At 67.4% G+C, this 22,179-nt stretch carries 21 protein-coding genes; 17 read left to right on the top strand and 4 right to left on the bottom strand.

Annotation, left to right across the window (positions count from 1 at the left end):
- The first annotated feature begins 18 nt into the window (after window positions 1-18).
- The 3 genes from BKA16_RS09900 (at window position 19) to BKA16_RS09890 (ending at window position 3,656) form a co-directional block, all read left to right on the top strand.
- Complete coding sequence (locus BKA16_RS09900; protein ID WP_183370491.1) at window positions 19-2,037, top strand: PTS sugar transporter subunit IIABC; 2,019 nt, start codon at window positions 19-21, stop codon at window positions 2,035-2,037.
- 58 nt (window positions 2,038-2,095) lie between these two features.
- Window positions 2,096-2,713 carry a phosphoribosylanthranilate isomerase gene (locus BKA16_RS09895; RefSeq protein WP_183370490.1) on the top strand — a complete coding sequence of 206 codons (618 nt, stop codon included), beginning with the start codon at window positions 2,096-2,098 and terminating at the stop codon, window positions 2,711-2,713.
- Window positions 2,714-2,822: 109 nt separating this feature from the next.
- Complete coding sequence (locus BKA16_RS09890) at window positions 2,823-3,656, top strand: endonuclease domain-containing protein (protein WP_183370489.1); 834 nt, start codon at window positions 2,823-2,825, stop codon at window positions 3,654-3,656.
- 2 nt (window positions 3,657-3,658) lie between these two features.
- Here BKA16_RS09890 and BKA16_RS09885 read toward each other — a convergent pair whose 3' ends face one another.
- Window positions 3,659-4,435: an SDR family oxidoreductase gene (locus tag BKA16_RS09885; protein ID WP_183370488.1), complete on the bottom strand. Its 777-nt coding sequence runs from the start codon at window positions 4,433-4,435 to the stop codon at window positions 3,659-3,661.
- Window positions 4,436-4,519: 84 nt separating this feature from the next.
- Between BKA16_RS09885 and BKA16_RS09880 the strand changes: the two genes are divergently transcribed.
- The 10 genes from BKA16_RS09880 to BKA16_RS09835 all read left to right on the top strand — a co-directional run bounded on the left by BKA16_RS09880 (window position 4,520) and on the right by BKA16_RS09835 (window position 15,867).
- A complete protein-coding gene (locus BKA16_RS09880; protein WP_343067354.1) occupies window positions 4,520-5,104 on the top strand; it encodes a TetR/AcrR family transcriptional regulator in 585 nt (194 codons plus the stop codon).
- Window positions 5,105-5,171: 67 nt separating this feature from the next.
- Window positions 5,172-6,329, top strand: coding sequence for an acyl-CoA dehydrogenase family protein (locus BKA16_RS09875; RefSeq protein WP_183370487.1), 1,158 nt, complete (start codon window positions 5,172-5,174; stop codon window positions 6,327-6,329).
- Window positions 6,330-6,362: 33 nt separating this feature from the next.
- Window positions 6,363-7,838, top strand: a complete 1,476-nt coding sequence (locus BKA16_RS09870; RefSeq protein ID WP_183370486.1) for a YibE/F family protein — start codon at window positions 6,363-6,365, stop codon at window positions 7,836-7,838.
- A 34-nt stretch (window positions 7,839-7,872) separates the two neighbouring features.
- Window positions 7,873-10,101, top strand: a complete 2,229-nt coding sequence (locus tag BKA16_RS09865; RefSeq protein ID WP_183370485.1) for an MMPL family transporter — start codon at window positions 7,873-7,875, stop codon at window positions 10,099-10,101.
- 6 nt (window positions 10,102-10,107) lie between these two features.
- A complete protein-coding gene (locus BKA16_RS09860) occupies window positions 10,108-10,734 on the top strand; it encodes a TetR family transcriptional regulator (protein WP_183370484.1) in 627 nt (208 codons plus the stop codon).
- A 25-nt stretch (window positions 10,735-10,759) separates the two neighbouring features.
- Window positions 10,760-12,190 carry a serine/threonine-protein kinase gene (locus BKA16_RS09855; RefSeq protein ID WP_183370483.1) on the top strand — a complete coding sequence of 477 codons (1,431 nt, stop codon included), beginning with the start codon at window positions 10,760-10,762 and terminating at the stop codon, window positions 12,188-12,190.
- A gap of 103 nt (window positions 12,191-12,293) precedes the next feature.
- The gene (locus BKA16_RS09850) at window positions 12,294-12,455 is read left to right on the top strand and encodes a hypothetical protein (protein WP_183370482.1); all 162 of its coding nucleotides are present in this window, start codon (window positions 12,294-12,296) and stop codon (window positions 12,453-12,455) included.
- A 2-nt stretch (window positions 12,456-12,457) separates the two neighbouring features.
- Window positions 12,458-13,333 carry an SDR family NAD(P)-dependent oxidoreductase gene (locus BKA16_RS09845; RefSeq protein ID WP_183370481.1) on the top strand — a complete coding sequence of 292 codons (876 nt, stop codon included), beginning with the start codon at window positions 12,458-12,460 and terminating at the stop codon, window positions 13,331-13,333.
- 87 nt (window positions 13,334-13,420) lie between these two features.
- On the top strand, window positions 13,421-14,059 hold the full coding sequence (locus tag BKA16_RS09840) for a TetR/AcrR family transcriptional regulator (protein WP_183370480.1): 639 nt from the start codon (window positions 13,421-13,423) through the stop codon (window positions 14,057-14,059).
- Between the two features lie 20 nt (window positions 14,060-14,079).
- A complete protein-coding gene (locus tag BKA16_RS09835) occupies window positions 14,080-15,867 on the top strand; it encodes an acyl-CoA dehydrogenase (RefSeq protein WP_183370479.1) in 1,788 nt (595 codons plus the stop codon).
- A 1-nt stretch (window position 15,868) separates the two neighbouring features.
- Here BKA16_RS09835 and BKA16_RS09830 read toward each other — a convergent pair whose 3' ends face one another.
- On the bottom strand, window positions 15,869-16,696 hold the full coding sequence (locus BKA16_RS09830; protein WP_183370478.1) for an alpha/beta hydrolase: 828 nt from the start codon (window positions 16,694-16,696) through the stop codon (window positions 15,869-15,871).
- A 23-nt stretch (window positions 16,697-16,719) separates the two neighbouring features.
- On the bottom strand, window positions 16,720-17,502 hold the full coding sequence (gene aqpZ, locus BKA16_RS09825; protein ID WP_183370477.1) for an aquaporin Z: 783 nt from the start codon (window positions 17,500-17,502) through the stop codon (window positions 16,720-16,722).
- Between the two features lie 240 nt (window positions 17,503-17,742).
- Between aqpZ and BKA16_RS09820 the strand changes: the two genes are divergently transcribed.
- Genes BKA16_RS09820 through BKA16_RS09805 form a run of 4 tightly spaced genes read left to right on the top strand, consistent with a single transcriptional unit; the run spans window position 17,743 to window position 21,275 of the window.
- Window positions 17,743-18,717: a pirin family protein gene (locus BKA16_RS09820; RefSeq protein ID WP_183370476.1), complete on the top strand. Its 975-nt coding sequence runs from the start codon at window positions 17,743-17,745 to the stop codon at window positions 18,715-18,717.
- The gene (locus BKA16_RS09815; RefSeq protein ID WP_183370475.1) at window positions 18,714-19,166 is read left to right on the top strand and encodes a MarR family winged helix-turn-helix transcriptional regulator; all 453 of its coding nucleotides are present in this window, start codon (window positions 18,714-18,716) and stop codon (window positions 19,164-19,166) included. Before BKA16_RS09820 ends, BKA16_RS09815 begins: the two co-directional genes overlap by 4 nt.
- The gene (locus tag BKA16_RS09810; protein ID WP_183372991.1) at window positions 19,160-19,915 is read left to right on the top strand and encodes a pirin family protein; all 756 of its coding nucleotides are present in this window, start codon (window positions 19,160-19,162) and stop codon (window positions 19,913-19,915) included. Before BKA16_RS09815 ends, BKA16_RS09810 begins: the two co-directional genes overlap by 7 nt.
- 4 nt (window positions 19,916-19,919) lie before the next feature.
- Complete coding sequence (locus BKA16_RS09805) at window positions 19,920-21,275, top strand: dipeptidase (protein WP_183370474.1); 1,356 nt, start codon at window positions 19,920-19,922, stop codon at window positions 21,273-21,275.
- Between the two features lie 9 nt (window positions 21,276-21,284).
- Here BKA16_RS09805 and BKA16_RS09800 read toward each other — a convergent pair whose 3' ends face one another.
- Window positions 21,285-22,160 (bottom strand): serine hydrolase, encoded by an 876-nt coding sequence (locus BKA16_RS09800; protein WP_246371715.1) that lies wholly within the window; start codon window positions 22,158-22,160, stop codon window positions 21,285-21,287.
- Window positions 22,161-22,179: the final 19 nt, after the last annotated feature.

The raw sequence follows: 22,179 nt of genomic DNA, 5'->3' as shown, positions 1-22,179 counted from the left end.
GACGATTGGTCACCAGCGATGATGAAGTTCCTGCAGAACCTCGGCAAATCGATCATGCTTCCGGTCGCCGTCTTGCCGGTGGCCGCGATCCTCGTCGGCATCGCCAACTGGATCATCGGCATCAATGACGATCAGGCGAACGTCGTCACCTCGTTCCTGCAGACCGCGGGCCTGGCGATCCTCGACAACATGGCGCTCCTGTTCGCCGTCGGTGTGTCGATCGGCATGGCACGCAAGTCCGACGGCACCTCGGCCCTGGCCGGTCTGGTGTCCTGGCTGGTGATCACCAGTCTGCTCGCCCCGTCATCGGTGATGACGCTGCTCTCGCGCGACTACACCTCGACACCGCTGACCGACGGGACCACCGTCGGCGACGGTCAGCAGCTGGTCCAGGACCACGGGCAGTGGCTCGTGCAGGCCCCCGACGTCAATGCGGCATTCGCCCCCGGCTCGTTCCAGAACGCGTTCATCGGCATCCTGTGCGGCATCATCGGCGCGGTCTGTTACAACCGCTTCAAAGACGTGAAACTCCCCGACGCGCTGTCGTTCTTCTCGGGGCGACGCTCGGTCGCGATCGTCACCGCGGGCGTCTCGCTGATCGTCGCGCTGATCCTGCTGTTCCTCTGGCCGCTGATCTACAGCGGTCTGGTCTGGTTCGGCGAGCACATCGTCGATCTGGGCGCGGTCGGCACCGGCCTCTACGGCTTCTTCAACCGTCTGCTCATTCCGTTCGGCCTGCACCATGCGTTGAACTCGGTGTTCTGGTTCGACGTCGCAGGCATCAACGACCTCAACAACTTCCTGTCGGGCAAGGGCGAGTTCGGTGTCACCGGCCAGTACATGACCGGATTCTTCCCGGTCATGATGTTCGGTCTGCCCGGCGCGGCACTGGCCATGTACGTGACCGCCAAGACCAAGCGCAAGAAGATCGCCTACGGCATCCTGCTGTCGGGCGCGGTGTCGTCGTTCTTCGTCGGCGTCACCGAGCCGCTCGAGTTCGCGTTCATGTTCCTGGCACCGCCGCTGTACCTGATCCACGCGCTGTTCATGGGCATCTCGATGGCCGTCTCCCAACTCCTGCCCGTCCGGATGGGATTCGGCTTCTCCGGCGGCTTCGTCGACCTGATGCTCAACTGGACCAACCCGATGGCCGAGAACCCGTGGATCATCTTCGTGATGGGTGCGGTCTGGTTCGTCATCTACTTCTTCGTGTTCCGCTGGGTCATCCTCCGATTCCAGCTCAAGACCCCCGGCCGCGAGGACGACGACCCCGCCGACGAGCAGGAGGAGGGCGCCTCGTCGAACTTCGTCGGAACCGCCGCCAAGTTCCTCGACGCGCTGGGCGGCAAGGACAACATCGCCGAGCTCGACAACTGCGCGACGCGTCTGCGCATGGAGATCAATGACACCTCGGTGATCGACGAGGGCGCGCTCAAGCGCGCGGGCGCCGCGGGGACCATGAAGCCCGGCGGACATTCCGTGCAGGTGGTCTACGGTCTCAACGTCCAGTTCGTGAAGGACGCGATGGAGAAGATCATGGCCGGGCAGATCGAGGCGCCGCATCCCGACGAGGTTCCGGACCCCGTGCCCGAGGCCACGGCCGATGCATCGGTCGCCACCCTCTCCGATTCCGACGTCGTCGTGCTGACGCGGCCGGTCCCCGGGTATGTGATCGCGTTGTCGGAGGTCCCGGACAAGACCTTCTCGTCCGGGATGATGGGGCCGGGTATGGCCGTGATCCCGACGTCGGGCGAGGTCACCGCACCCTCCGACGCGACCGTGGTGACCGTCTTCCCGACCGGCCATGCGATCGGTCTGCGTCTGGACAACGGCAAGGAGGTTCTGGTCCACGTCGGTCTGGACACCGTGAAGATGAAAGGCGAGGGCTTCGAGCCCCTGGTCGCGGCCGGCGACACCGTCACCGCCGGGCAACCGATCCTGAACGTCGACCTCGCCGCCGTCGAAGCGGCGGGCCACTCGACCATCACCCCGGTGATCGTGATGAACGACAAGTCGGCGGTCGTCGAGCTCCGCTGAGCGGCCCTCCGCCGGTCGAGCGACGTCGAGACCCCTCGCACTGGGTACCGTGTTCCCCATGTACGTGAAGGTGTGCGGGCTCACCGATCCGGCGACGGTCGACGTGGCCGTCGACGCAGGCGCCGACGCGATCGGCGTCGTGATGAATCGGACGAGTTCGCGGGCGGTCGACGCCGACGTCGCCCGCTCGATAGTCGAGCGCGCGGCCGGTCGGATCGACGCGGTGCTGGTCGTCAACGACATGCCGGCCGCCGACGCGGCCCGCATCGCCGCGGATCTCGGCTTCGCCGTGGTGCAGTTGCACGGCGCGTACACGGCTGACGACTTCGCGGCCGCCGCACGGATCCACCCCCGGCTGTGGCGCGCGACGTCGCTCGCGAACGATCCCCCGCTCCAGGTCGGCGCCTACGGCGAGCAGTTCCTGCTGCTCGACGCACCGAAGCCCGGATCGGGCCGCACCTGGGACCTGTCGTCGCTGGCCGACGCCGGCGTCACCGGCCACTGGCTCCTGGCAGGCGGCCTGAATCCGTCGAACGTCGCCGATGCGATCGCACAGGCGGCCCCGTGGGGCGTCGACACCTCCAGCGGAGTGGAGGCCTCCCCCGGCGTGAAGGACCACGCGAAGGTCCGCGATTTCATCGTGGCGGCGAAGGCTGCCGGAACCAGTCTCACGTAGGCGACCAACCACCCCGCCTATAGGCCGTAGTCGGCGGCATACGTGAGAGTAGTTCTCGGATCCGGAGATCCCGACCCGGCCAAGTATCGCATAGAGCACAATCTCCACCATGGACACGGGGGTCTATCGGTGGGGACAGTTGTGCCGGCTCGCACCGAAGAAGGACATCGAGCTGGCGATCGCGGACGGTATGGTGACCAAGCTCAGACACGGCTGGTACTCGACCCCGGCGGCCGACAAGCGAGTCGAGCACGCCGTGCGGATCGGCGGCGTCGTGTCCTGCGCGACGGCGCTCGAGATGCACGGCGTATGGGTGCCCGCGCAGCGCAATCGCCTGCACGTGCGCGGGAACGACGGGGCCGCGCGCACGCATCCGCTGTGGTGCCGGCAACACGGCCGTCAGCCTCGCGAGTTCGAGTCCGTCGACGACATGCTCACCGCGCTTCGTCACGCGGCACGCTGCCTCCCGCCGGAAGACTTCGTCGTCGTGTGCGATTCCATCGTCAACAAGGGCCTGATGGACCGGTCCGACCTGATCGCAGAATTCGTGGACCGATCGGCCAAGTTTCAGCGGGTCCTGGACAAGATCGACGGTCGGGCCGAGTCCGGTATCGAGACGATGGTCAGACTGCGACTGCAGGCGCTGAACATTCACGCGCGTCCGCAGGTGAGAATCCCGATGGTCGGGCGCGTCGACCTCCTCATCGGGACGTCACTGATCATCGAGACCGACGGCGTCGAGTTCCATTCCTCGCCCGATGCCGGCGAGAACGACAAGCGCCGGGACTCCGAAGCACACGCGCTAGGATTCCACACGATCCGTCTGACCTACCGCCAGGTGACGGGCGACTGGGCGTGGGCGCTACGACAGATCCGCGCGATGATGCGACGGGGCGAACATCGGCGCCCGGTGGACGTCCAGCTGGACAGCCCTCTCACGTAGAACTACCGCTTCTCCAGACTCTGTTGGATCCGATTCATCCCCGTGAGCCACCGATCGGGAGCCGTCGCACGCGCGAGGTAGTAGTCGCCGACCCGCTCGTGCGGCAGGATGTAGAAGTCCTCGTTGCCCAGGGCGGCCCAGGCGGCGTCGGCGATGTCGGACGGTTCGAGCACGGCGTCGTGCGAGAGGACCTCCTTCAGGTCGCCGGACTCCTCGTAGATGCGGGTGCGCACCCCCTGCGGGCAGATCGCCTGCACGACGACGCCCTTGTGCCGGTAACTGGCCGAGAGCCATTCCGCGAAGCCGATCACGCCGTGTTTCGTGGTCGAGTACGCGGGCGCGCCCAGCATGGTGAGCATGCCCGCTGCCGACGCCGTGACCACATAGCGGCCACCGCCCTGCGCCACCCACTGCGGGACCAGCGCGCGGGCCGCCCGCACGTGCGCCATCACGTTGACCTCCCACGAGTCGGTCCAGTCGTCCTCGGACGCGGCGAGGCCACGCCCCCGGTCGATGCCCGCGTTGCCGAACCACACGTCGACGCCGCCGAGCCATTCGTTCGCGATCGCGACGAGACCGTCGGCGCCCTCCGGCGACGCCGCGTCGCCGGGCGCCGCGATCGCGCCGATCTCGTGGGCCAACGCATGAACGGCGTCGGCGTCGAGGTCGTTGACCATCACCTTCGCACCTTCGGCGGCCGCCTTGGTGGCGATCGCCCGGCCGATACCCGCCGCCGCGCCGGTCACGACGATGCGCCGTACTGCGGAGTCAGAGGTCATGAGATCCGTCCTTTTCGTGTAGGCTGCCAAAATATAAGCGATTGCTTATTTTCATCGTTCAGTGTGCCAGAAGGGAGACCGGCGGTGGTATCGAAATCCGAACTCACGCGGGCTCGACTCCTCGACGGCGCGATGACCTCCTTCGCCGAGCACGGCTTCCACGGCACGAGCACCCGACACATCGCGGCGGCGGCCGGGATGAGTCCGGCCGCCGTGTACGTGCATTACGCGTCGAAAGAGGAACTGCTGTATGAGATCACCCTGCGCGGCCACCGGCAGATCCTCGAGATCGTGCAGGCTGCCGCGGCATCGGCTCCGGACGCGTCCACACGGTTGGCCTGCGTGATCCGCGAATTCGTCGTCTACCACGCGCAGCATCATGCGAGTTCGCGAGTGGTGAACTACGAGATGACCAAGCTCGATCCCGAGCATCTGGCCGAGGTCGTCGAGCTCCGGGTGCAGATCGACGCCGTGTTCACGGACGTCTTGGAGGACGGCGTCCGGCGCGGAGAGTTCACCGTCCCCGACGTCCGGATGACGACGACGGCCGTGTCGTCACTGGGCGTGGACGTCTCCCGATGGTTCCGTGACGGCCGGGCGTGGAGCCCGGAATCGGTCGGCGACTACTACGCCGAACTGACCCTGCGCATGGTCGGCGCCAGCGCCTGACCGACAAACTTCCGACTCCGCGCATCCGGCGCGGGCGGGATGTCCGATCGAGGAAGAAGGAGGCGCCGTGCGCCGCGAAATCTACACCGAAGACCACGAAGCGTTTCGCAAGACCATCCGAGGCTTCATCGCCTCGGAGATCGTGCCGGTCTACGACGATTGGCTCGAAGCAGGCATCGTTCCGCGTGAGTTCTACAACAAGATCGCCGAACTCGGCGTCTTCGGCATCGAGGTGCCCGAAGAGTACGGCGGGGCGGGTGTCACGTCGTACAAGTACGAGTCGGTCATGACCGAGGAGCTCGCGCTCGCCGGTGTCAGCCTCGGCGGCTCGTCGGTCCACATCCCGTTGTGTCTGCCGTACCTGCTGGCGCAGGCGAACGAGGAGCAGAAGCAGCGATGGCTTCCGGCGATGGCGTCGGCCGAGGCCATGTTCGCCATCGCGATGACGGAGCCGGGCACCGGCAGCGATCTCGCGGGCATGCGGACCACCGCCAAGCTCACCGAGGACGGCACGCACTACGTTCTCAACGGTTCGAAGACGTTCATCACCGGCGGCGTCAACGCCGACCGTGTCATCGTCTGCGCCCGCACCAGTGCCCCGAGCGAGACCGACCGACGCTTCGGCATCAGCCTGCTCGTCGTCGACACGACGTCGAAGGGCTACGAGGTCGGCCGCAAGCTCGACAAGATCGGTCTGCGCGTCTCCGACACCGCGGAGCTCTCCTTCACCGACGTCCTCGTCCCCGTCGAGGATCTTCTCGGCGAGGAGAACCAGGGCTTCTACTACCTGGGTCAGCATCTCCCGCGCGAGCGCCTGTCGATCGCCGTCGGCGTGTTCGCGCAGGCCATGGCCGCCATCGAGTTCACCAAGGCCTACACCTCCGAGCGCCAGGTGTTCGGCAAGCCGGTCGCCTCCTTCCAGAACTCGAAGTTCGAGCTGGCCGCCTGCAAGGCAAAGCTCGACGCGATGGAGGCCGTCGTCGACCGCGCCATCGAGGCCTACGACAAGGGTGCGCTGTCGGCCGCCGACGCCGCCTCGGCCAAGCTGTTCACCACCGAAGCCGCATCGGACATCATCGACCGCTGCCTGCAGTTGCACGGCGGGTACGGCTACATGAACGAGTACCCGATCGCGCGCCTGTACGCGGACAACCGCGTGGCCCGCATCTACGGCGGCACCAGCGAAGTGATGCGCTCGATCATCGCGAAGAACATGGGGCTCTGACCGGCGCACCCGAATCGTGCGACGCTGGAGGGCGTGAGCCACCGACTTCCGGAACCCGAGCCCAGGCCGACACCCGCTCCGCAGGAGCGTCCGAAGCCGACTCCGAAGCCGAAGCCGAAACGGTCGACCCCTCCGGTGCCCGCGCCGGGCCATCACCACCACCATCACGGCGGAGGCGATGTGCCCGGCGTGCTCGCCCGCTACGCCAGACCCGCCGTCGTCGCGGTGTTGGCCGTGTTCGCCGTGTTCATCGCGGTCGGCGCCGCCCTGTCGTGGCCCTCGCACGACGACCACCCCATCCCGCTGCAGTACCGCTCGTCCGACGGCGGACCGCTGCAGGTCTACGACGCGACCGTCGTCTCGCAGACACGCGCGGACTGCTCCACGCTGGACACGGGCACGACGACCGCCGACTTCCCGCAGATCCCGACCACCGGCGGGCCGTGCATCGCGACCGTCATCCACATCGACTCCGGTCCGGACGAGGGCCGATACGCGGTGCTGTCGATTCCGACCAATGCCGCGCAGTCGGGGACGGGACCGGACTCGGCGGGCATCGACGCCGGCGCGCCCGACGATCCGCAACCGGGGCAGCCGAGTCTGCGCGTCGACGACTCCATCCGGGTCAGCGCGATGGCCTCGCAGTCCGACCCGGCGTCGAAGACACTGACGTACGCGTTCTACGACTACACGCGCGGCACTCCGCTGATCTTCTGGGCGGTGGCGTTCGTCTTGGCCGTCGTCGTGGTCGCCACCTGGCGCGGGCTGCGCGCGATCATCGGCCTGGCCGTCGCGTTCGCGGTCCTCGGCTTCTTCACCCTCCCGTCCATCCTGGACGGCAACAACGTCGTCCTGGTCGCCATCGTCTCCGCGGCGGCGATCCTGTTCGTCGTCCTGTACCTGGCGCACGGGGTCAGTCTGCGGACCAGTTCCGCACTCGTCGGGACCCTGCTGTCGCTCGTTCTCGCCGGTCTGCTGAGCTGGGCGGCGATCAGCAGCCTGGCGCTGACCGGACTGTCCGCGGAGTCGACCAAGAGCCTGCAGTTGTATCAGGGCTCGCTCTCGTTGAACGGACTCCTGTTGGCGGGGTTCGTGATCGGCACGCTCGGCGTCTTGAACGACGTGACGATCACCCAGGCGTCGGCGACCTTCGAATTGGCGGCGATGCCCGGCCAGACGAGGCTCGGCGCGTTCCGCGCCGCCATGCGCGTGGGCCGCGACCACATCGCGAGCACCGTCTACACGCTGGTGTTCGCGTACGCGGGCAGCGCGCTGCCCCTTCTGCTCCTGTTCTCCGTCGCCGCGCAACCGTTCTCCTCGCTGTTGACCTCCGAGGAGGTCGCCATCGAACTGGCGCGCGCGTTCGTCGGCGGCATCGCGTTGGCACTGTCGGTGCCGCTGACGACGGCCGTCGCGGCGGCGCTGGTGGTGCCGGGCGGCTCTTCCGCCGGAGCGTCGGACCCGGCGATCCGTCGCACTACGAGAGCAGCGTCACGAAAAACTGTGTAGCACTGAAAAGTGTTAGTCAGTAACAATAGGGACCATGTCATCCTTCCTGTACCACGTCGGGCGGTTCTCGTTCCGCCACAAGTGGTGGGTCCTCGGTGCCTGGATCGCGGCTCTCGCCGCGGTCTTCGCCCTGATCGGCGCACTCAATCCGAAATTCGCCCAGGACTTCGAAATGCCCGGCACCGACGGCGGCACCGCCATGGAGCAGATGCAGGACTACTTCCCTGCGATCACCGAGCAGCAGAACGAAGCCACCACCAACATCGTGATCGGGGCCAAGGACGGCCTCGCCGGTCACAGCGAGGAGATCAACGCCCTCGTCACCGATCTGCGGGCGCTGCCCGAGGTCACCGATCCGGACAAGGTCGCGAACCCGGTCGACGTCGCGCAGGCGATGCCGCAGCTCGCCGGATCGGTACTCGGCGACGACGGCCGTGTGGGCCTGATCTCCCTGCACCAGAGCATCGACCGCATGGACATCACCGTCGACGACAAGGATGCGCTCGTCTCGGTGCTCGACAAGCACCGCGGCGACGGACTGCAAGTCGAGGCCATGGGCGGCGTCATGGAAGGCATGGAGACGGGCGGCAAGTCCGAGCTGATCGGCTTCGCGATCGCCTTCGTGATCATGATCGTCGCCTTCGGCGCCCTGATCGCCGCATTCATCCCACTGCTCACCGGTATCGTCGGCGTCGGCCTGACCATCGGCCTGCTGACTCTGTCGGCCGAGTTCATGTCGATCAACCAGACCGCCACAGCGATCGTGATGATGCTCGGCATCGCCGTGTCGATCGACTACGCGCTGTTCATCGTGTCCCGATACCGGACAGAACGAGCGCGCGGCGGTGATCCCGCCGACGCCGCGGGCCGCGCCGTCGGCACGGCGGGCACCGCAGTCGTGTTCGCCGGTCTGACCGTCGTCATCGCGGTCGCCGCCCTCATGGTCATCGGCATTCCGCTGATCACCCAGATGGGAATGGGAGCCGCCGTCGCGGTCGTCGTCGCCGTTCTCGGCGCGCTCACCCTGATCCCGGCGCTGCTCGGCGCATTCGGCCGCTTCGCCTTCTCTCCGCGCATCCCGTGGATCAAGCATGCGGCCCCCGGTGACGACTCCGAGACGCTCGGCACCCGCTTCGGTCGTTCGGTCGTCAAGCGTCCGATCCCGTTCATCGCCGGCAGCCTGATCGTGCTGATCGTCGCGGCCATCCCGGTCAGCGGCATGAAGCTCGGCATGGACATGGTCACCGACGACCAGGTCGCCGCCCAGGAATTGATGGCCGAAGGCTTCGGAGAAGGCATCGGCGGCGAGTTGTTCGTCGTCATGCACACCGACGACGGCACCGTCGACGCCGCCGCGAACAGCGCGGTAGAGGGCATCAAGAAGCTCGACGGCGTGGTCGCCCCGCAATCCCTCACGTGGACGGGCAACGGCACCGCCGACCCGGCCAATCCGAACATCGGCGCCGACAGCGCCATGATCGTCGTGACCCCGGTCAGCTCACCGTCATCGGACGCCACGCACGAACTCATGGAGAAGATCCGGGGTCTGGCGTCCACCACGGAGGCTCAGGGCGCCGAACTGCACGTGGGCGGTCAGACCGCGATCATGTCCGATCTGTCGGCCAAGCTCGACTCGGCGCTGATCCCGTACATCGCCGTGGTCGTCGGTCTGGCGTTCCTCATCATGATCGGCGTGTTCCGCTCCCTGTGGGTGCCGCTGATCGGCACTCTCGGATTCGTGTTCTCGGTCCTGGCCACGTTCGGCATCACCACCTGGATCTTCTCCGACGGCGCACTCGGCCTCATCGAGCACACCAAGCCGATGCTCTCGTTCCTGCCGATCTTCCTGGTGGGCGTGGTCTTCGGTCTCGCGATGGATTACCAGGTGTTCCTGGTGACCCGGATGCGGGAGGAGTTCATCCACGGCATGAACGCCAAGGACGCGATCGTCGCGGGATTCAAACACGGCTCCCGCGTGGTCACCTCCGCCGCGATCATCATGATCAGCGTGTTCGCAGCGTTCATGATGGCACCGGACACCACCGCCAAGATGATGGGCTTCGCGCTCGCCGTCGCGGTGTTCTTCGACGCGTTCCTCATCCGCATGATCGTCGTCCCGGCGGTGCTGGCCCTGCTGGGCGACCGCGCCTGGAGACTGCCGAAATGGCTCGACAAGCTGGTCCTCGACTTCGACATCGAAGGAAGCAAGGTCCGCGACCGCGGCCTGCACACCGAGCAGCAGGAAGTCGTCGAGGTCGGGTAGCCGGTCATGTCATACACACCGCTGTCGGCCGCGGCCCCGGAGAGCGCTCCGGGGCCGCGGCCCGGTCTCCGGGAGCGCAACAAGGCCCGGACTCGCAACGCCATCCGCGCCGCCGCGATGGACCTGTTCGAGAAACAGGGATACACGACGACCACCGTCGCGCAGATCGCCGACGCCGCCGAGGTCAGCCACACCACGTTCTTCCGCTACTTCCAGAGCAAAGAACAAGTGGTCCTGGCCGACGACCTCGACGAGCGGCGGAACGAACTCCTGCACGCGATCGCGCCCGGCCTGGACCGCTTCGACCTGGTCCGCAGGATCATCGTCGACCTGTACCAGGTGGGCGTCAACGACGAGTGGGCCGCGAACAAGGCCCGCCTCCGTCTGGTGCAGACCGAGCCCGCACTCGTCGCGGCCCAACAGGCCGAGGCCGATCGCGCACTGGTCGAGATGCGCGGATTCATCGGTGCGTATCTGGGGGTGAGTCCCGACGATCTCCGGCTCCGCGTGTTCATCGCGGCCTGTGTCGGCGCACTGTTCCACGTGGTCGGCCACACCGGCGACGGGGAGATCCCCACCCTGGAGGAATGCCTCGAAGCGCTGGACCTTCTCGAAGCGGGTCTGCCGGTCTAGCCACGGCAACCGTTACACTCCCGGCATGGCCACCCCAGACGAGTCCGGTTCCACCCTGGGCCCGTACCGCCTCGTCCGACTCCTCGGGCGCGGCGGCATGGGCGAAGTGTACGAGGCCGTCGACGAGGTGAAGGATCGTACGGTCGCCCTGAAGATCCTGCCCGCCCACCTCGCCGACGACGAGGGCTTCCGTGCGCGCTTCCTACGGGAGTCGCAGACCGTCGCGCGCTTGGGCGATCCGCATGTCGTCCCGATCCACGACTACGGCGAGATCGACGGCCGACTGTTCCTGGACATGCGGATCGTGCGCGGCCGCGATCTCCGCTCGATCATCGACGACGGCCCGCTGCCGCCCGGGCGCGCCGTCGCGATCATCGCGCAGATCGCGGGCGCTCTCGACGCCGCGCATTCGTCCGGCCTCCTGCACCGGGACGTGAAGCCCGACAACATCCTCGTCGACGAGAACGACTTCGCGTACCTCGTCGACTTCGGAATCGCGCAGACCGCGGGCGCCACCAGGCTCACCCAGACCGGGACGGCGATCGGCTCGTTCGCGTATATGGCGCCGGAACGATTCGGCGACGCGGACCTCACCCCCGCCAGTGACGTCTACTCGCTGGCCTGCGTGCTGTACGAGACGATCACAGGCTCTCCGCCTTTCGCGGTGACCAGCATCGAGCAGATCATCAGCGGCCACCTGTCCCGCCCCGTCCCACCGACCGGCACCGTGCTCGACCCGGTGATCGCCGCGGGCTCGATGAAGGATCGCGCCGCCCGCATCCCGTCGTGCGGGGCGTTCGCCGACGCCGCCCGCGGTGCACTGGCCGGCCAGTACGCCCCCACGCTCGTGGCGCCGTCCGCGCAGTACGTCCCGCTGCCCCCGGAATCTCACCGCGGGAAGATCGCGCTCATCGCCGCGCTCGCCGCGGTGGTGGTCGCGGCCGTCGCGACCGGCACCTGGTTCGCGGTACGCGGCACCGATCAGGGTGCGCCGACGACCGCCGCGGACACCTCGACGCTCCTCGAGCCCTCGGCCGATCCGCCGCCTCCGCTGACGACCACCGTCACCGGGACGCCCGCTCCGACGGTCACGAGACCGACGATCACCGAGACGACGACTCCGACACGCGGCGCAGGGGACCTCGGACTGTCGACGCCGATCACCTCCCCGCCGTGCGACGGCCGAACCGTGACGTTCGTCTACAACGCCGTCGACCCGGGCACGTACGTACAAGAGGTGGCCACTGCTCTGGCGCGGCATCCGGGATCGTCGTATCTGCGCACCGACCGGTCGTGCTCCTCGCTGCGGCAACACCTGAACGGCAACCCCGTCTACGCCGTCTACCTGGCGGGTTCCTCCCTCGCCGAGACCTGCCGAATCAAGGCCGAGGTGGGCGGCGACGCCTACGCACGACGCCTCGACGACGTCACCGCCGTCGGCGTCGACGTGTGCTGACGTCCGCCCGATCTCGCGGCTCGATCATCCGCCGATTCACGATTCAGGACCGACTGGCGCAACCTCGACGTGCGAGTTCACTTTCACAAGCTACGATCCAGGCGTGCTGGAAGAACTGAACAAGAAGGCGAAGAAGGCCGGCCTGCACGTCGCCGCAGGTAAGAAGGCGAATAAGTACAGCGTGCGCAAGGTGAAGAACGGCAAGCTGGTGGCGAAGAACATCGGCGCCGACGAAGTGCGAGACGTGATCAAGGATTACAAGTAGTCATGCCCGTGACACGCGCGGTCGAGACGGCGTTGCGGCCCGTGATGGACGCCATGCTGAATCCGCCGCTCGGGCTGCGGAGCCTGCGGCGCGTGATCGGCGGGTCGCCCGCCGATCTGAGCGGCACCGTCGTACTCCTCACCGGCGCCTCGTCGGGCATCGGCGAAGCCACCGCCCGACTCCTGGCCTCTCGCGGCGCGACGGTCCTGGCCGTCGCACGCACCCTCGAGCCGCTCCAGGAGGTCTGCAGCGAGATCTCCGAGTCCGGCGGCACAGCGTATCCGCTCACCGCGGACCTCTCCGACCCGGACGATGCTCAGCGTCTGGCCCGGGAGGTACTCGACCGATTCGGCGTCCCCGACGTCCTGGTCAACAACGCGGGCCGATCGATCCGCCGAACCGCGTTGGAATCGGTGGACCGCTTTCACGACTACCAGCGCACGATGGCCGTGAACTACTTCGGCCCCGCCGCCCTGACCCTCGGCCTGCTGCCCGCGATGATCGACCGCGGCAGCGGTCACATCGTCAACGTCGTCACGTGGGGCGTCGACGCGGGCGCCATGCCCCGATTCGGGGCCTACCACGCCTCGAAGTCGGCGCTGGCGGCATTCGGCCGATCGTTGGACGCCGAGTGCGACGGCACCGGAGTGGCCGTGACGAACGCGGGCTTCCCGCTGGTACGCACCCCGATGATCGCACCGACCGCATCGTACGACGACGCACCGATGATCTCGGCCGAGCAGGCCGCCGCGTGGATACTGCGCGCGATCGACGAGCGCCCGGCCGAACTGTATCCGGCGTACACGGGCGTGCTGCGCGCAATCGGCGACGTCTCGCCGCGCATCATGGGCCGGGTCATCACCCGCCTCGGCATCTGAGAATCCACATCGCACGGCCTTGACCGAGCCGCACCCGGAGAACATAATACTCTGTAGTATTGCTGGTGAGAGAGGTGACGATTCGAGATGGCACAGCTCTCCGTCGCCGACGGCGCCAAGCTCCGCATCCTCGACGCGGCCGCGACAGCCTTTCACGAGCAGGGTTTCGCACAGACGACGATCGACGACATCGCGGCTCGCCTCGGTGCGACCAAGGGCCTGATCTACTACCACTACCGGTCGAAGTTCGACATCTTCCTCGCCGTCTACGAGTTCGGCATGACTTCGGTGCGGACGCGGGTGGAGCCGTTCGCGGACGAACCCGGCACCGGGTTCGCCAGACTGACGGCGATGACCCGCGCGCACGCGTTCTATCTCCTGCGCCACATCGCGTACCACAACACGATCCGGCAGGGCGTCCATCATCGATCGACGATCGCGTTGAAGCCGAAACAGGTCGATGCGCTGGGCGCTCTCAACGACCTCCGCGACGATTTCGAGGCGATGTTCCACCGGGTGATCGTCGACGGCATCGCGGATGGGACGATCAGAGACGAGGATCCTGGCCTGCTGACCCGCACGCTGCTGTCCAGCGTCTCGGCGATCGACCAGTGGTTCCGTCCCCGAGACGACCAGACCGATGACGATCTGACCGCCTTGTCCGGCCGGATCGCGACCATCATCCTCGGCGGGCTGTCCGCCGAGACCACCCCGACCGACCTGTAACCGAACCGGAGCCGACCGACATGACCGAGCACCTGTCCCGCCGCGACATCGACTTCCTGCTGCACGAGTGGCTCGACGTCACCTCGATGACGTCGCGACCCCGCTTCGCCGAGCATTCGCGGGAGACCTTCGACGCCGTCCTCGACCTGAGCGAGGACATCGCGACCAAGAAGTTCGCTCCGCACAACAAGATCTCCGACCAGACCGAGCCCTACGTCGGCGACGACGGCAAGGTGGTACTGCTGCCGGAGATCGGCGAGGCGCTCCGCGCCTTCAGCGAGGCGGGCCTGATCGCGGGCACATTCGACGAGGAGCTCGGCGGCATGCAATTGCCGAACACCGTCGCCCGCGCAGCGATGAGCTTCATCCAGTCGGAGAACACGCCGACCGCGTCGTACGCGTTCCTGACCGTCGGCAACGCCAATCTGCTGACCACGTACGGCACCGCCGAGCAGATCGACACGTGGGTCCGGCCGATGCTGGAGGGCCGCTACTTCGGCACCATGTGCCTGTCCGAGCCGGGAGCCGGATCGTCGCTGGCGGACATCACCACCAAGGCCGTCCCGGCCGACGACGGCAGCTACCGGATCACCGGCACCAAGATGTGGATCTCCGGCGGCGACCACGAACTCACCGAGAACATCGTTCACCTCGTTCTGGCGAAGGCTCCGGGCGGCGGCCCCGGCACCAAGGGCATCTCGCTGTTCATCGTCCCGAAGGTCCTCGCCGACGGCACCCGCAACGACGTCGCCCTGGTCGGGCTCAACCACAAGATGGGCAACCGCGGTACCACCAACACGCTGCTGAACTTCGGCGACGGCACCTTCTCCCCCGCAACGGAGTCCGGCGCCGTCGGCTACCTGGTGGGCGATCTCCACCAGGGCCTGAAGTACATGTTCAACATGATGAACGAGGCCCGGATCGGCGTCGGTTTCATGGCGACCGCTCTCGGTCACGCAGGCTACCGTTCGTCGTTGGAGTACGCGAAGGTCCGCACCCAGGGACGACCGGTCGACAACAAGGATCCGGAGTCGGCGCCGATCGCGATCATCGAGCACCCGGACGTCAAGCGGATGATGCTGGCGCAGAAATCGTACGTCGAAGGCGCCCTCGCGCTGCTGTTGTACTGCGCCGCATTGCTCGACGACGAGCAGACCGGCAGCCCGGAGACCCGCGAGCGTACGCACACGCTCCTCGAAGTCCTCACCCCGATCGCCAAGAGCTGGCCGAGCCAGTGGTGCCTGGAGGCCAACAGTCTCGCCATCCAGGTGCACGGCGGCTACGGGTACACCAAGGAGTTCGACGTCGAGCAGAACTACCGCGACAACCGGCTCAACCCGATCCACGAGGGCGCGCACGGTATCCACGGCCTGGATCTGTTGGGGCGCAAGGTGATCATGAACGGCGGCGAGGGACTCGGCGTCCTCGTCGAGGCGATCGGCGAGACGATCACCAAGGCGCGCGCCGAAGGCGACGAGGTCGCCGAGCACGCCGAGCACCTCGCCGAAGCCGTGGGTCGACTCGGTCAGACGACGGCAGCGGTCTGGGCGCCGGGCGATCCGAAACTGGCTCTGGCCAACGCGACCGCGTATCTCGAGGCCGCAGGGCACATCGTCGTCGCCTGGATGTGGCTGGAGCAGGTGCTGGCCGCCGACGCCGCGGAGAACTCCGACGAGGACTTCTACCAGGGCAAGCGCGCGGCGGCCCGCTACTTCTTCGCATACGAACTGCCGAAGACCACCGCTCAGTTCGACCTCCTGGAGTCGCTGGACCGCACGACCATCGACACGGACAGCGCCTGGCTGTGATTCAGTGGCTGTGGGCGACGATCCAGTCGGCGACCGCCCCGATCACCTCGTCCTGCTCGGGCTCGTTGAAGATCTCGTGGAACAGCCCCGGGTAGACCGTCACGGTCACATCGTCGCCGCCCGCCAGACGCTCGACCATCCGCGACCCCTCGGGGTTGGCGAGGACGTCGGCGCCCCCGTGTAAGACGAGTGTCGGGATCCGCAGGGACGGAAGCCGTTCCGGAAAGGTCTTCATCTCACGGATCAGCGCGCCGCCGAGTCCCGCCTTGATACCGCTGTGCCAGACGAGCGGATCGTTCTCGTAGGCGGCGACCACCTGCGGGTCGCGGCTCACTCCGGAGGCGGGCAGCGCCGCCGCGGGCAGCCACGGAACGATCCTGCCGAGGGCGGGCGCGAGCTTGACCATGATCGGCGGAAGCTCGTCGCCGGGCACCAGCGCCGGTCCCGACAGCACGAGCCCGTCGAGTTCGTCCTGGTGATCGAGTGCGTACGAGAGCGCGATCGCACCGCCCATGCTGTGCCCGATCAGGAATCGCGGCCCGGTGACGTCGACGGCACCGATCACGGTATGCAGATCGGTGGTGAAGTCGCTGAAGTCGGTGACGCCCAAGCGCTTTCCGCCGGACCGTCCGTGTCCGGCGTGATCGGGGGCGACGACGACGTAGCCGCGGTCGGTGAGCACCCGAGCGACGTGGCGGTATCGAGCGGCGTGTTCACCGAGCCCGTGAGCGAGGAAGACGACGCCCACCGGCTCGGTGTCGGGCCGGTGGACGTCGTAGACGATGGTGGTGCCGCCCAGGCCTGCGACTGACGCTGTGACTGTCTGCATGGAGTGCAGCGTAGCCGGAATCGTCAGTCGCGCGGACTCTCCGCCGCGGCCTTGGCGCCGAACTTGAGCTTGCCGTTCTCGAACAGCAGCGGATACAGCAGTCCGCCGATGAGTCCACCGATCAGCGGGGCCACCCAGAAGGCCCAGAGCTGGCCGGGCGCGCCCGCGCCGTTGAAGAACGCGACCGCGGTCGACCGTGCCGGATTCACCGAGGTGTTGGAGATCGGGATCGAGATGAGGTGGATGAGCGTCAAAGACAGGCCGATCGCCAGGGGACCGAAGCCCTTCGGTGCACGAGCGTCCGTCGCCCCGAGGATGACGATCAAGAAGAACGCCGTCAGGATGACCTCGGCGAGGATCACCGCGCCGAGGGTGTAGCCGCCGGGCGAATGGTCTCCGTAGCCGTTGGCCGCCATGTTTCCGGTCGCCTCGAATCCGTCCTTACCCGATGCGATTCCGTAGATCGCGGCACCGGCGATCAGGCCGCCGACGACCTGCGAGATCCAATAGCCGGGCAGGTCCTTCCACGGCAGGCGTCCGCTCACCGCGGCGCCCAGAGTGACCGCCGGGTTGAAGTGTCCGCCGGAGATGTGACCGACCGCGTACGCCATGGTGACGACAGTCAGACCGAAAGCGAGTGCGACACCGAGGAATCCGATGCCGACTTGGAACATGCTGCTGGTGTCGGCATCCTCTGCGATGACCTTGGCGGCGAAGACGGCCGAACCGCAGCCCCCGAAGACGAGCCAGAATGTTCCGAACAGTTCTGCCAACCATTTGGCGGGCGTGGACACGGTGTCAGTCATACGATCATTTCCTCCCATAGTGTGATCGCTCATCTGATTGACTGAATATCCCCCGATTCGCCGCAGATCGCGACTGATTATGCCTAATCGTGATGCGAATGCTCGGCCGACGGACTCGGCGCCGAACGATCCGATACCGCCGACGAGCCGCTCAGCCCGATCATCGACGCGGGAATAGTCCTCCGCGCGGGACGGTTGATCCCGGCAGATAGTTCAAATTTTAAGGAAAAGGAGAACATCATGCCCGCCGTGACCGCAGACACTCTGACCCTGCCGCGCATCAGCTCGGCTCCGATCGACGCGACCGAGCGCCGCGTCCGCACCGTCACCACCGGTCCGCGCGGATACGAGGGTGAGGGATTCCCCGTCGTCCGCGCGTTCGCCGGAGTCCACGCCCGCGACCTCGATCCGTTCATCCACATGGACCAGATGGGCGAGGTGGAGTACGAACCCGGCGAGCCGCGCGGCACCGACTGGCACCCGCATCGCGGTTTCGAGACCGTCACCTACATGATCGACGGCCTGTTCGCGCACCAGGATTCGACCGGAGGCGGCGGACTCATCCAGAATGGCGCCACCCAGTGGATGACCGCAGGATCGGGCATCCTGCACATCGAGACGCCACCCGCCGAACTCGTCGAATCCGGCGGCACCTTCCACGGCATCCAGCTGTGGGTCAATCTGCCGTCGACCGACAAGTTCATCGCGCCGCGCTACCAGAATCTCGAAGGCGAGCAGTCGCTGCTGCTGTCCTCAGAGGACGGCGGAGCGCTGGTCCGCGTCGTCGCGGGCGACCTCGACGGCCGCACCGGACCCGGCGCGACACACACGCCGATCGTGTTCGCGCACGCGACGATCTCGCCGGGCGCACAACTGTCGGTGCCGTGGCGCGAGGACTTCAACGCGTTGGTCTACGTCCTGTCCGGACGGGGCGCCGTCGGTGTCGAGAAGCGCCCCGTCGAAGGCGGACAGCTCGCTCTGCTCGGCGCCGGCGATCGGATCACCGTCGCCGCCGACGAGAATCAGGATTCGAACCGCCCCTCGCTCGAAGTGCTGCTGCTCGGCGGACAGCCGATCCGCGAGCCCGTCGCGCAGTACGGTCCGTTCGTCATGAACACCAAGGAGCAGGTCGTCCAGGCGATGGAGGACTTCCAGGCAGGTCGCCTGGGCGTCGTGCCCGCCGACGCCCTGCGCCCGCACCGTATGGGTCGATGACCGGCGACCGACGGTCTGCCGCGTGGCGCCTGTTCATCGAGAACAGCGTCCGCGTGCAGACCGCCGTCGACGAGCGGCTCCGCGCGAGTGACGGCATGACACTGTCGGACTACCACGTCCTGCTGCTCCTGTCGGAGGCGCCGGACCGACGGATGCGCATGCGCGATCTGTCGCACCGCATGATCTTCTCCGCGTCCCGTCTCTCCTACCAGATCGGCGCTCTCGCCAAACGCGGCTGGGTGTGCCGCGAACCCGTGCCCGGCGACGGCCGCGGCTCCTTCGCCTGCCTCACCGACGACGGACGAGCAGCCTTCGCCGCGGCGGCACGACACCACGGCGCCGACGTCGACCGCTTCTTCTTCGCCGGTCTCACCCCCGACGACGGCGAGTCTCTCGAGACCGTCATGTGCCGCCTCGCCGACCACCTCGACTCCCTGGAGGAATCATGATCACCGTGATCCCCGCCGCCGACCGGCTCCACTGGGCCAACGAGTGGCTCACCTCGCGCCAGTCGTTTCCGGGCACCGGAAACTATGACCTGTTCGGCAACGCCCACGGGGTCCTCGTCATGCACAACGACGATGTCGTCGACCCGGGCGAAGGCCTCGACGCGCACCATCACCAGAACATGGAGATCCTCACCTGGGTGCTCGACGGCGCTGTGACGCATAAGGATTCGGTCGGCAACGTCGAAACCCTCGGGATCGGGACGCTCGGCCGGATGTCGGCGGGAACCGGGATCACCCATTCGGAGGCCAACGCCGCCAAGCGCTCCGGCCGGCAGAGTCTCCGCGTGATCCAGATGTGGGTCGCCCCGCATCAGGACGAGTTGCCGCCCGAGCAGTCAGCACACGACTTCGCCGACGCCCTGGCGACCGGCCGACCGGTGGTCGTCGCCTCCGGTCGGCCCGAGCACGCGGGCACCGCGGCCGCGCCGATCAACAACCGATACGCCACGCTGCACATCGCCCGACCGATCGACGCCGTCACACTGCCGGGTGCCCCGTACGGACATCTCTTCCTCGCGCGCGGATCGGCCACAGTGCGCGTCGACGGCGAGCAGCACGTCCTCGCGCAGGGAGATGCCATGCGGCTCACCGACTCCGGCGAGCTGACGGTGACGCCGGTCGACGACGACGCGCAGCCTGAGGTCCTCTACTGGGAGATGCACGCGGGCTTCGATCTCGTGCGATCCTGAAAGCATGAGCATTCCGGTCCCCACCGCCGACAGCCTGTCCGCCTCCGTCTCCGAGTTCATGGATCGCGCGCACAACGACCTCGCGACCCTCGTCTCGTTCCCGTCCGTGCACATCGACTCCTCCAAGTCCGATGCGTCGCGCGCCAGCGCGGAGTGGGTGTGCGAGGCGTTCACCGATCTCGGGTTCGACGCCGAGGTGATAGTGACCAGCGACGGCTCCCCCGCCGTCGTCGGCCACCGGGCGGGGCCCGCGGGCAGTCCGACGGTCGCACTGTACAGCCACCACGACGTGCAGCCCGCGGGCGACGACGCGCTGTGGACCGACGACCCGTTCACGTTGACCGAACGTGACGGCCGCTGGTACGGGCGCGGCAGCGCCGACTGCAAGGGCAACGTCGTGGCGCACCTGACCGCGTTGCGCGCCGCCGCCGAGGACCTGTCGTGCAACGTCCGCATCATCATCGAAGGCTCGGAAGAAGCCGGCGGCGAAGGCCTCGACGACCTCGTGAAGGAGCGCCCCGAACTGTTCGCGGCCGATCTGATCCTGATCGGCGACGCCGGGAACGTCGCCGTCGGACTGCCGACGCTCACCACCAGCCTGCGCGGCGTGGTGAACGTGAAGGTGACCGTGTCCGCGCTCGAGACCGCGGTGCACTCCGGTGCGGCCGGCGGCCCGACTCCGGATGCGATGGCGGCGTTGGTCGCCGGCCTGGCCTCCTTGCGCGACGACCGCGGGGACACCGTCATCGAAGGGGTGGAGAACACCCAGGAGTGGGGCGGTGTCGTCTACTCCGACGAGCAGTTCCGTGCCGATGTCGGCGCACTGGAGGGCACCGCGATACTCGGCAGCGGGACCCCGGCCGACATGGCGTGGGCGCGGCCGGCCGTCACGGTGATCGGCATGGACGCACCGAGCACCGCCGAATGCGCGGCGGCGATCATCCCGCAGGCCTCGGCGATGCTCAACCTGCGCATTCCGCCGGGTATGGAGCCGCAACCGGCTTACGACGCCCTGGTCGCGCATCTGCGCAAGCACATCCCGTGGGGTGTGCGCGTGGACGTCGAACCGGACGCGTTCGGTCGACCGTTCCGCGCGAAGGTCGACGGTCCCGGCTACGCCGCGCTGACCGAGGCGTTGAAGTCCGCCTACGGCGTCGACGGTGTGTTCCACGCCGGACAGGGCGGGTCGATCCCGCTGTGCACGGTACTCGCCGAAGCCCACCCGAACGCGGAGATCGCGCTGCTCGGCGTCGAGGAGCCGCTGTGCCACATCCATGCGCCGAACGAGAGCGTCGATCCGGAGGAGATCCGCCGGACCGCTCTCGCCGAGGCGATCGTATTGACGAGCTTCGGGAGCTGACGCCCCGCGTCAGCAGCCTCCGACGGGCAGCTTGTTCAGATTGGCTCCGACCCAGCCGCCCACCCGGTTCAGCATGGCGATCCCGTCCTCGAACGATCCGCTCGAGGGCAGGGCCGCCATGCTGACCGCGAATGCGCCACGCGGCGTGGTGACGACTCCGAGCTGGCGCACGACGTACTTCCCCGTCGCGTCGTTCACCGGCCCCCAGCCGCCCTTCACCGCGGTGGTGACACCGCGTTTGCGCATGGTCTTCACGCCCCACTGCTGATTGCTCTCGACCGTGCGCATGTAGCCGAGGACACGCGACGAGTCGGGCAGGCACGGCAGATGCGCACCGAACACGGACTGCTGCTCAAGAGTCCAGTTCGTGGCACCCGGGTAGCTCGACGGTCGGCTCAGGCTCGATCGGATGCGCGTCACGGAGTCGTGGCCTTCTCGCAGCACCGCGGTCACATCGGCGACCGCGGTCTTGTCATCGTCCATCGACGCCCACAGCCGTTCGGCCGCGTCGTTGTCGGAGGCCCGGATGGCCGGTCGGATGTCGGCGACCACCTTCTTGCCGTTCGCACGCTCGGCGGCGATGGACACAGGAACCTTCAACGTCGACCACGCTCGCGCAGTCCGGACCGTTCCGAAGTTCATCGCCTCGTCACCGCCGACCGGTGTGATCGACAATCCGATGCGACCCGGAATCGCCGCGGTGATCGCTTTGGAACGCGTGTTGAAGGACTTGATCAGCGCGACCTGCGACGCATGCGGCGACAACTGCGGCAGCGGGTTCGGCAACGGCGGAAGAGGAATCGCATCCGCACTGCCCGCGCCCGCGACGGCCCCACCCGCCAGAACCGCGGCCGCACACATGGTCATCAACCCGCGACGAATCAACTTCAGCCCCTCCAGTCAC

This window comes from Gordonia humi, assembly GCF_014197435.1.
GTDB lineage: Bacteria > Actinomycetota > Actinomycetes > Mycobacteriales > Mycobacteriaceae > Gordonia > Gordonia humi.
The sequence above is the reverse complement of the archived record's forward strand: the minus strand, read 5'-3'. Positions and strand labels throughout refer to the sequence as shown.

Bases quoted from the DNA above. Each gene is read 5' to 3' on its own strand.
- BKA16_RS09900 (WP_183370491.1), top strand. From the start codon at position 19: ATGATGAAGTTCCTGCAGAACCTCGGCAAATCGATCATGCTTCCGGTC.
- BKA16_RS09895 (WP_183370490.1), top strand. From the start codon at position 2,096: ATGTACGTGAAGGTGTGCGGGCTCACCGATCCGGCGACGGTCGACGTG.
- BKA16_RS09890 (WP_183370489.1), top strand. From the start codon at position 2,823: ATGGACACGGGGGTCTATCGGTGGGGACAGTTGTGCCGGCTCGCACCG.
- BKA16_RS09885 (WP_183370488.1), bottom strand. From the start codon at position 4,435: ATGACCTCTGACTCCGCAGTACGGCGCATCGTCGTGACCGGCGCGGCG.
- BKA16_RS09865 (WP_183370485.1), top strand. From the start codon at position 7,873: ATGTCATCCTTCCTGTACCACGTCGGGCGGTTCTCGTTCCGCCACAAG.
- BKA16_RS09860 (WP_183370484.1), top strand. From the start codon at position 10,108: ATGTCATACACACCGCTGTCGGCCGCGGCCCCGGAGAGCGCTCCGGGG.
- BKA16_RS09855 (WP_183370483.1), top strand. From the start codon at position 10,760: ATGGCCACCCCAGACGAGTCCGGTTCCACCCTGGGCCCGTACCGCCTC.
- BKA16_RS09845 (WP_183370481.1), top strand. From the start codon at position 12,458: ATGCCCGTGACACGCGCGGTCGAGACGGCGTTGCGGCCCGTGATGGAC.
- BKA16_RS09840 (WP_183370480.1), top strand. From the start codon at position 13,421: ATGGCACAGCTCTCCGTCGCCGACGGCGCCAAGCTCCGCATCCTCGAC.
- BKA16_RS09835 (WP_183370479.1), top strand. From the start codon at position 14,080: ATGACCGAGCACCTGTCCCGCCGCGACATCGACTTCCTGCTGCACGAG.
- BKA16_RS09830 (WP_183370478.1), bottom strand. From the start codon at position 16,696: ATGCAGACAGTCACAGCGTCAGTCGCAGGCCTGGGCGGCACCACCATC.
- aqpZ (WP_183370477.1), bottom strand. From the start codon at position 17,502: ATGACTGACACCGTGTCCACGCCCGCCAAATGGTTGGCAGAACTGTTC.
- BKA16_RS09820 (WP_183370476.1), top strand. From the start codon at position 17,743: ATGCCCGCCGTGACCGCAGACACTCTGACCCTGCCGCGCATCAGCTCG.
- BKA16_RS09815 (WP_183370475.1), top strand. From the start codon at position 18,714: ATGACCGGCGACCGACGGTCTGCCGCGTGGCGCCTGTTCATCGAGAAC.
- BKA16_RS09805 (WP_183370474.1), top strand. From the start codon at position 19,920: ATGAGCATTCCGGTCCCCACCGCCGACAGCCTGTCCGCCTCCGTCTCC.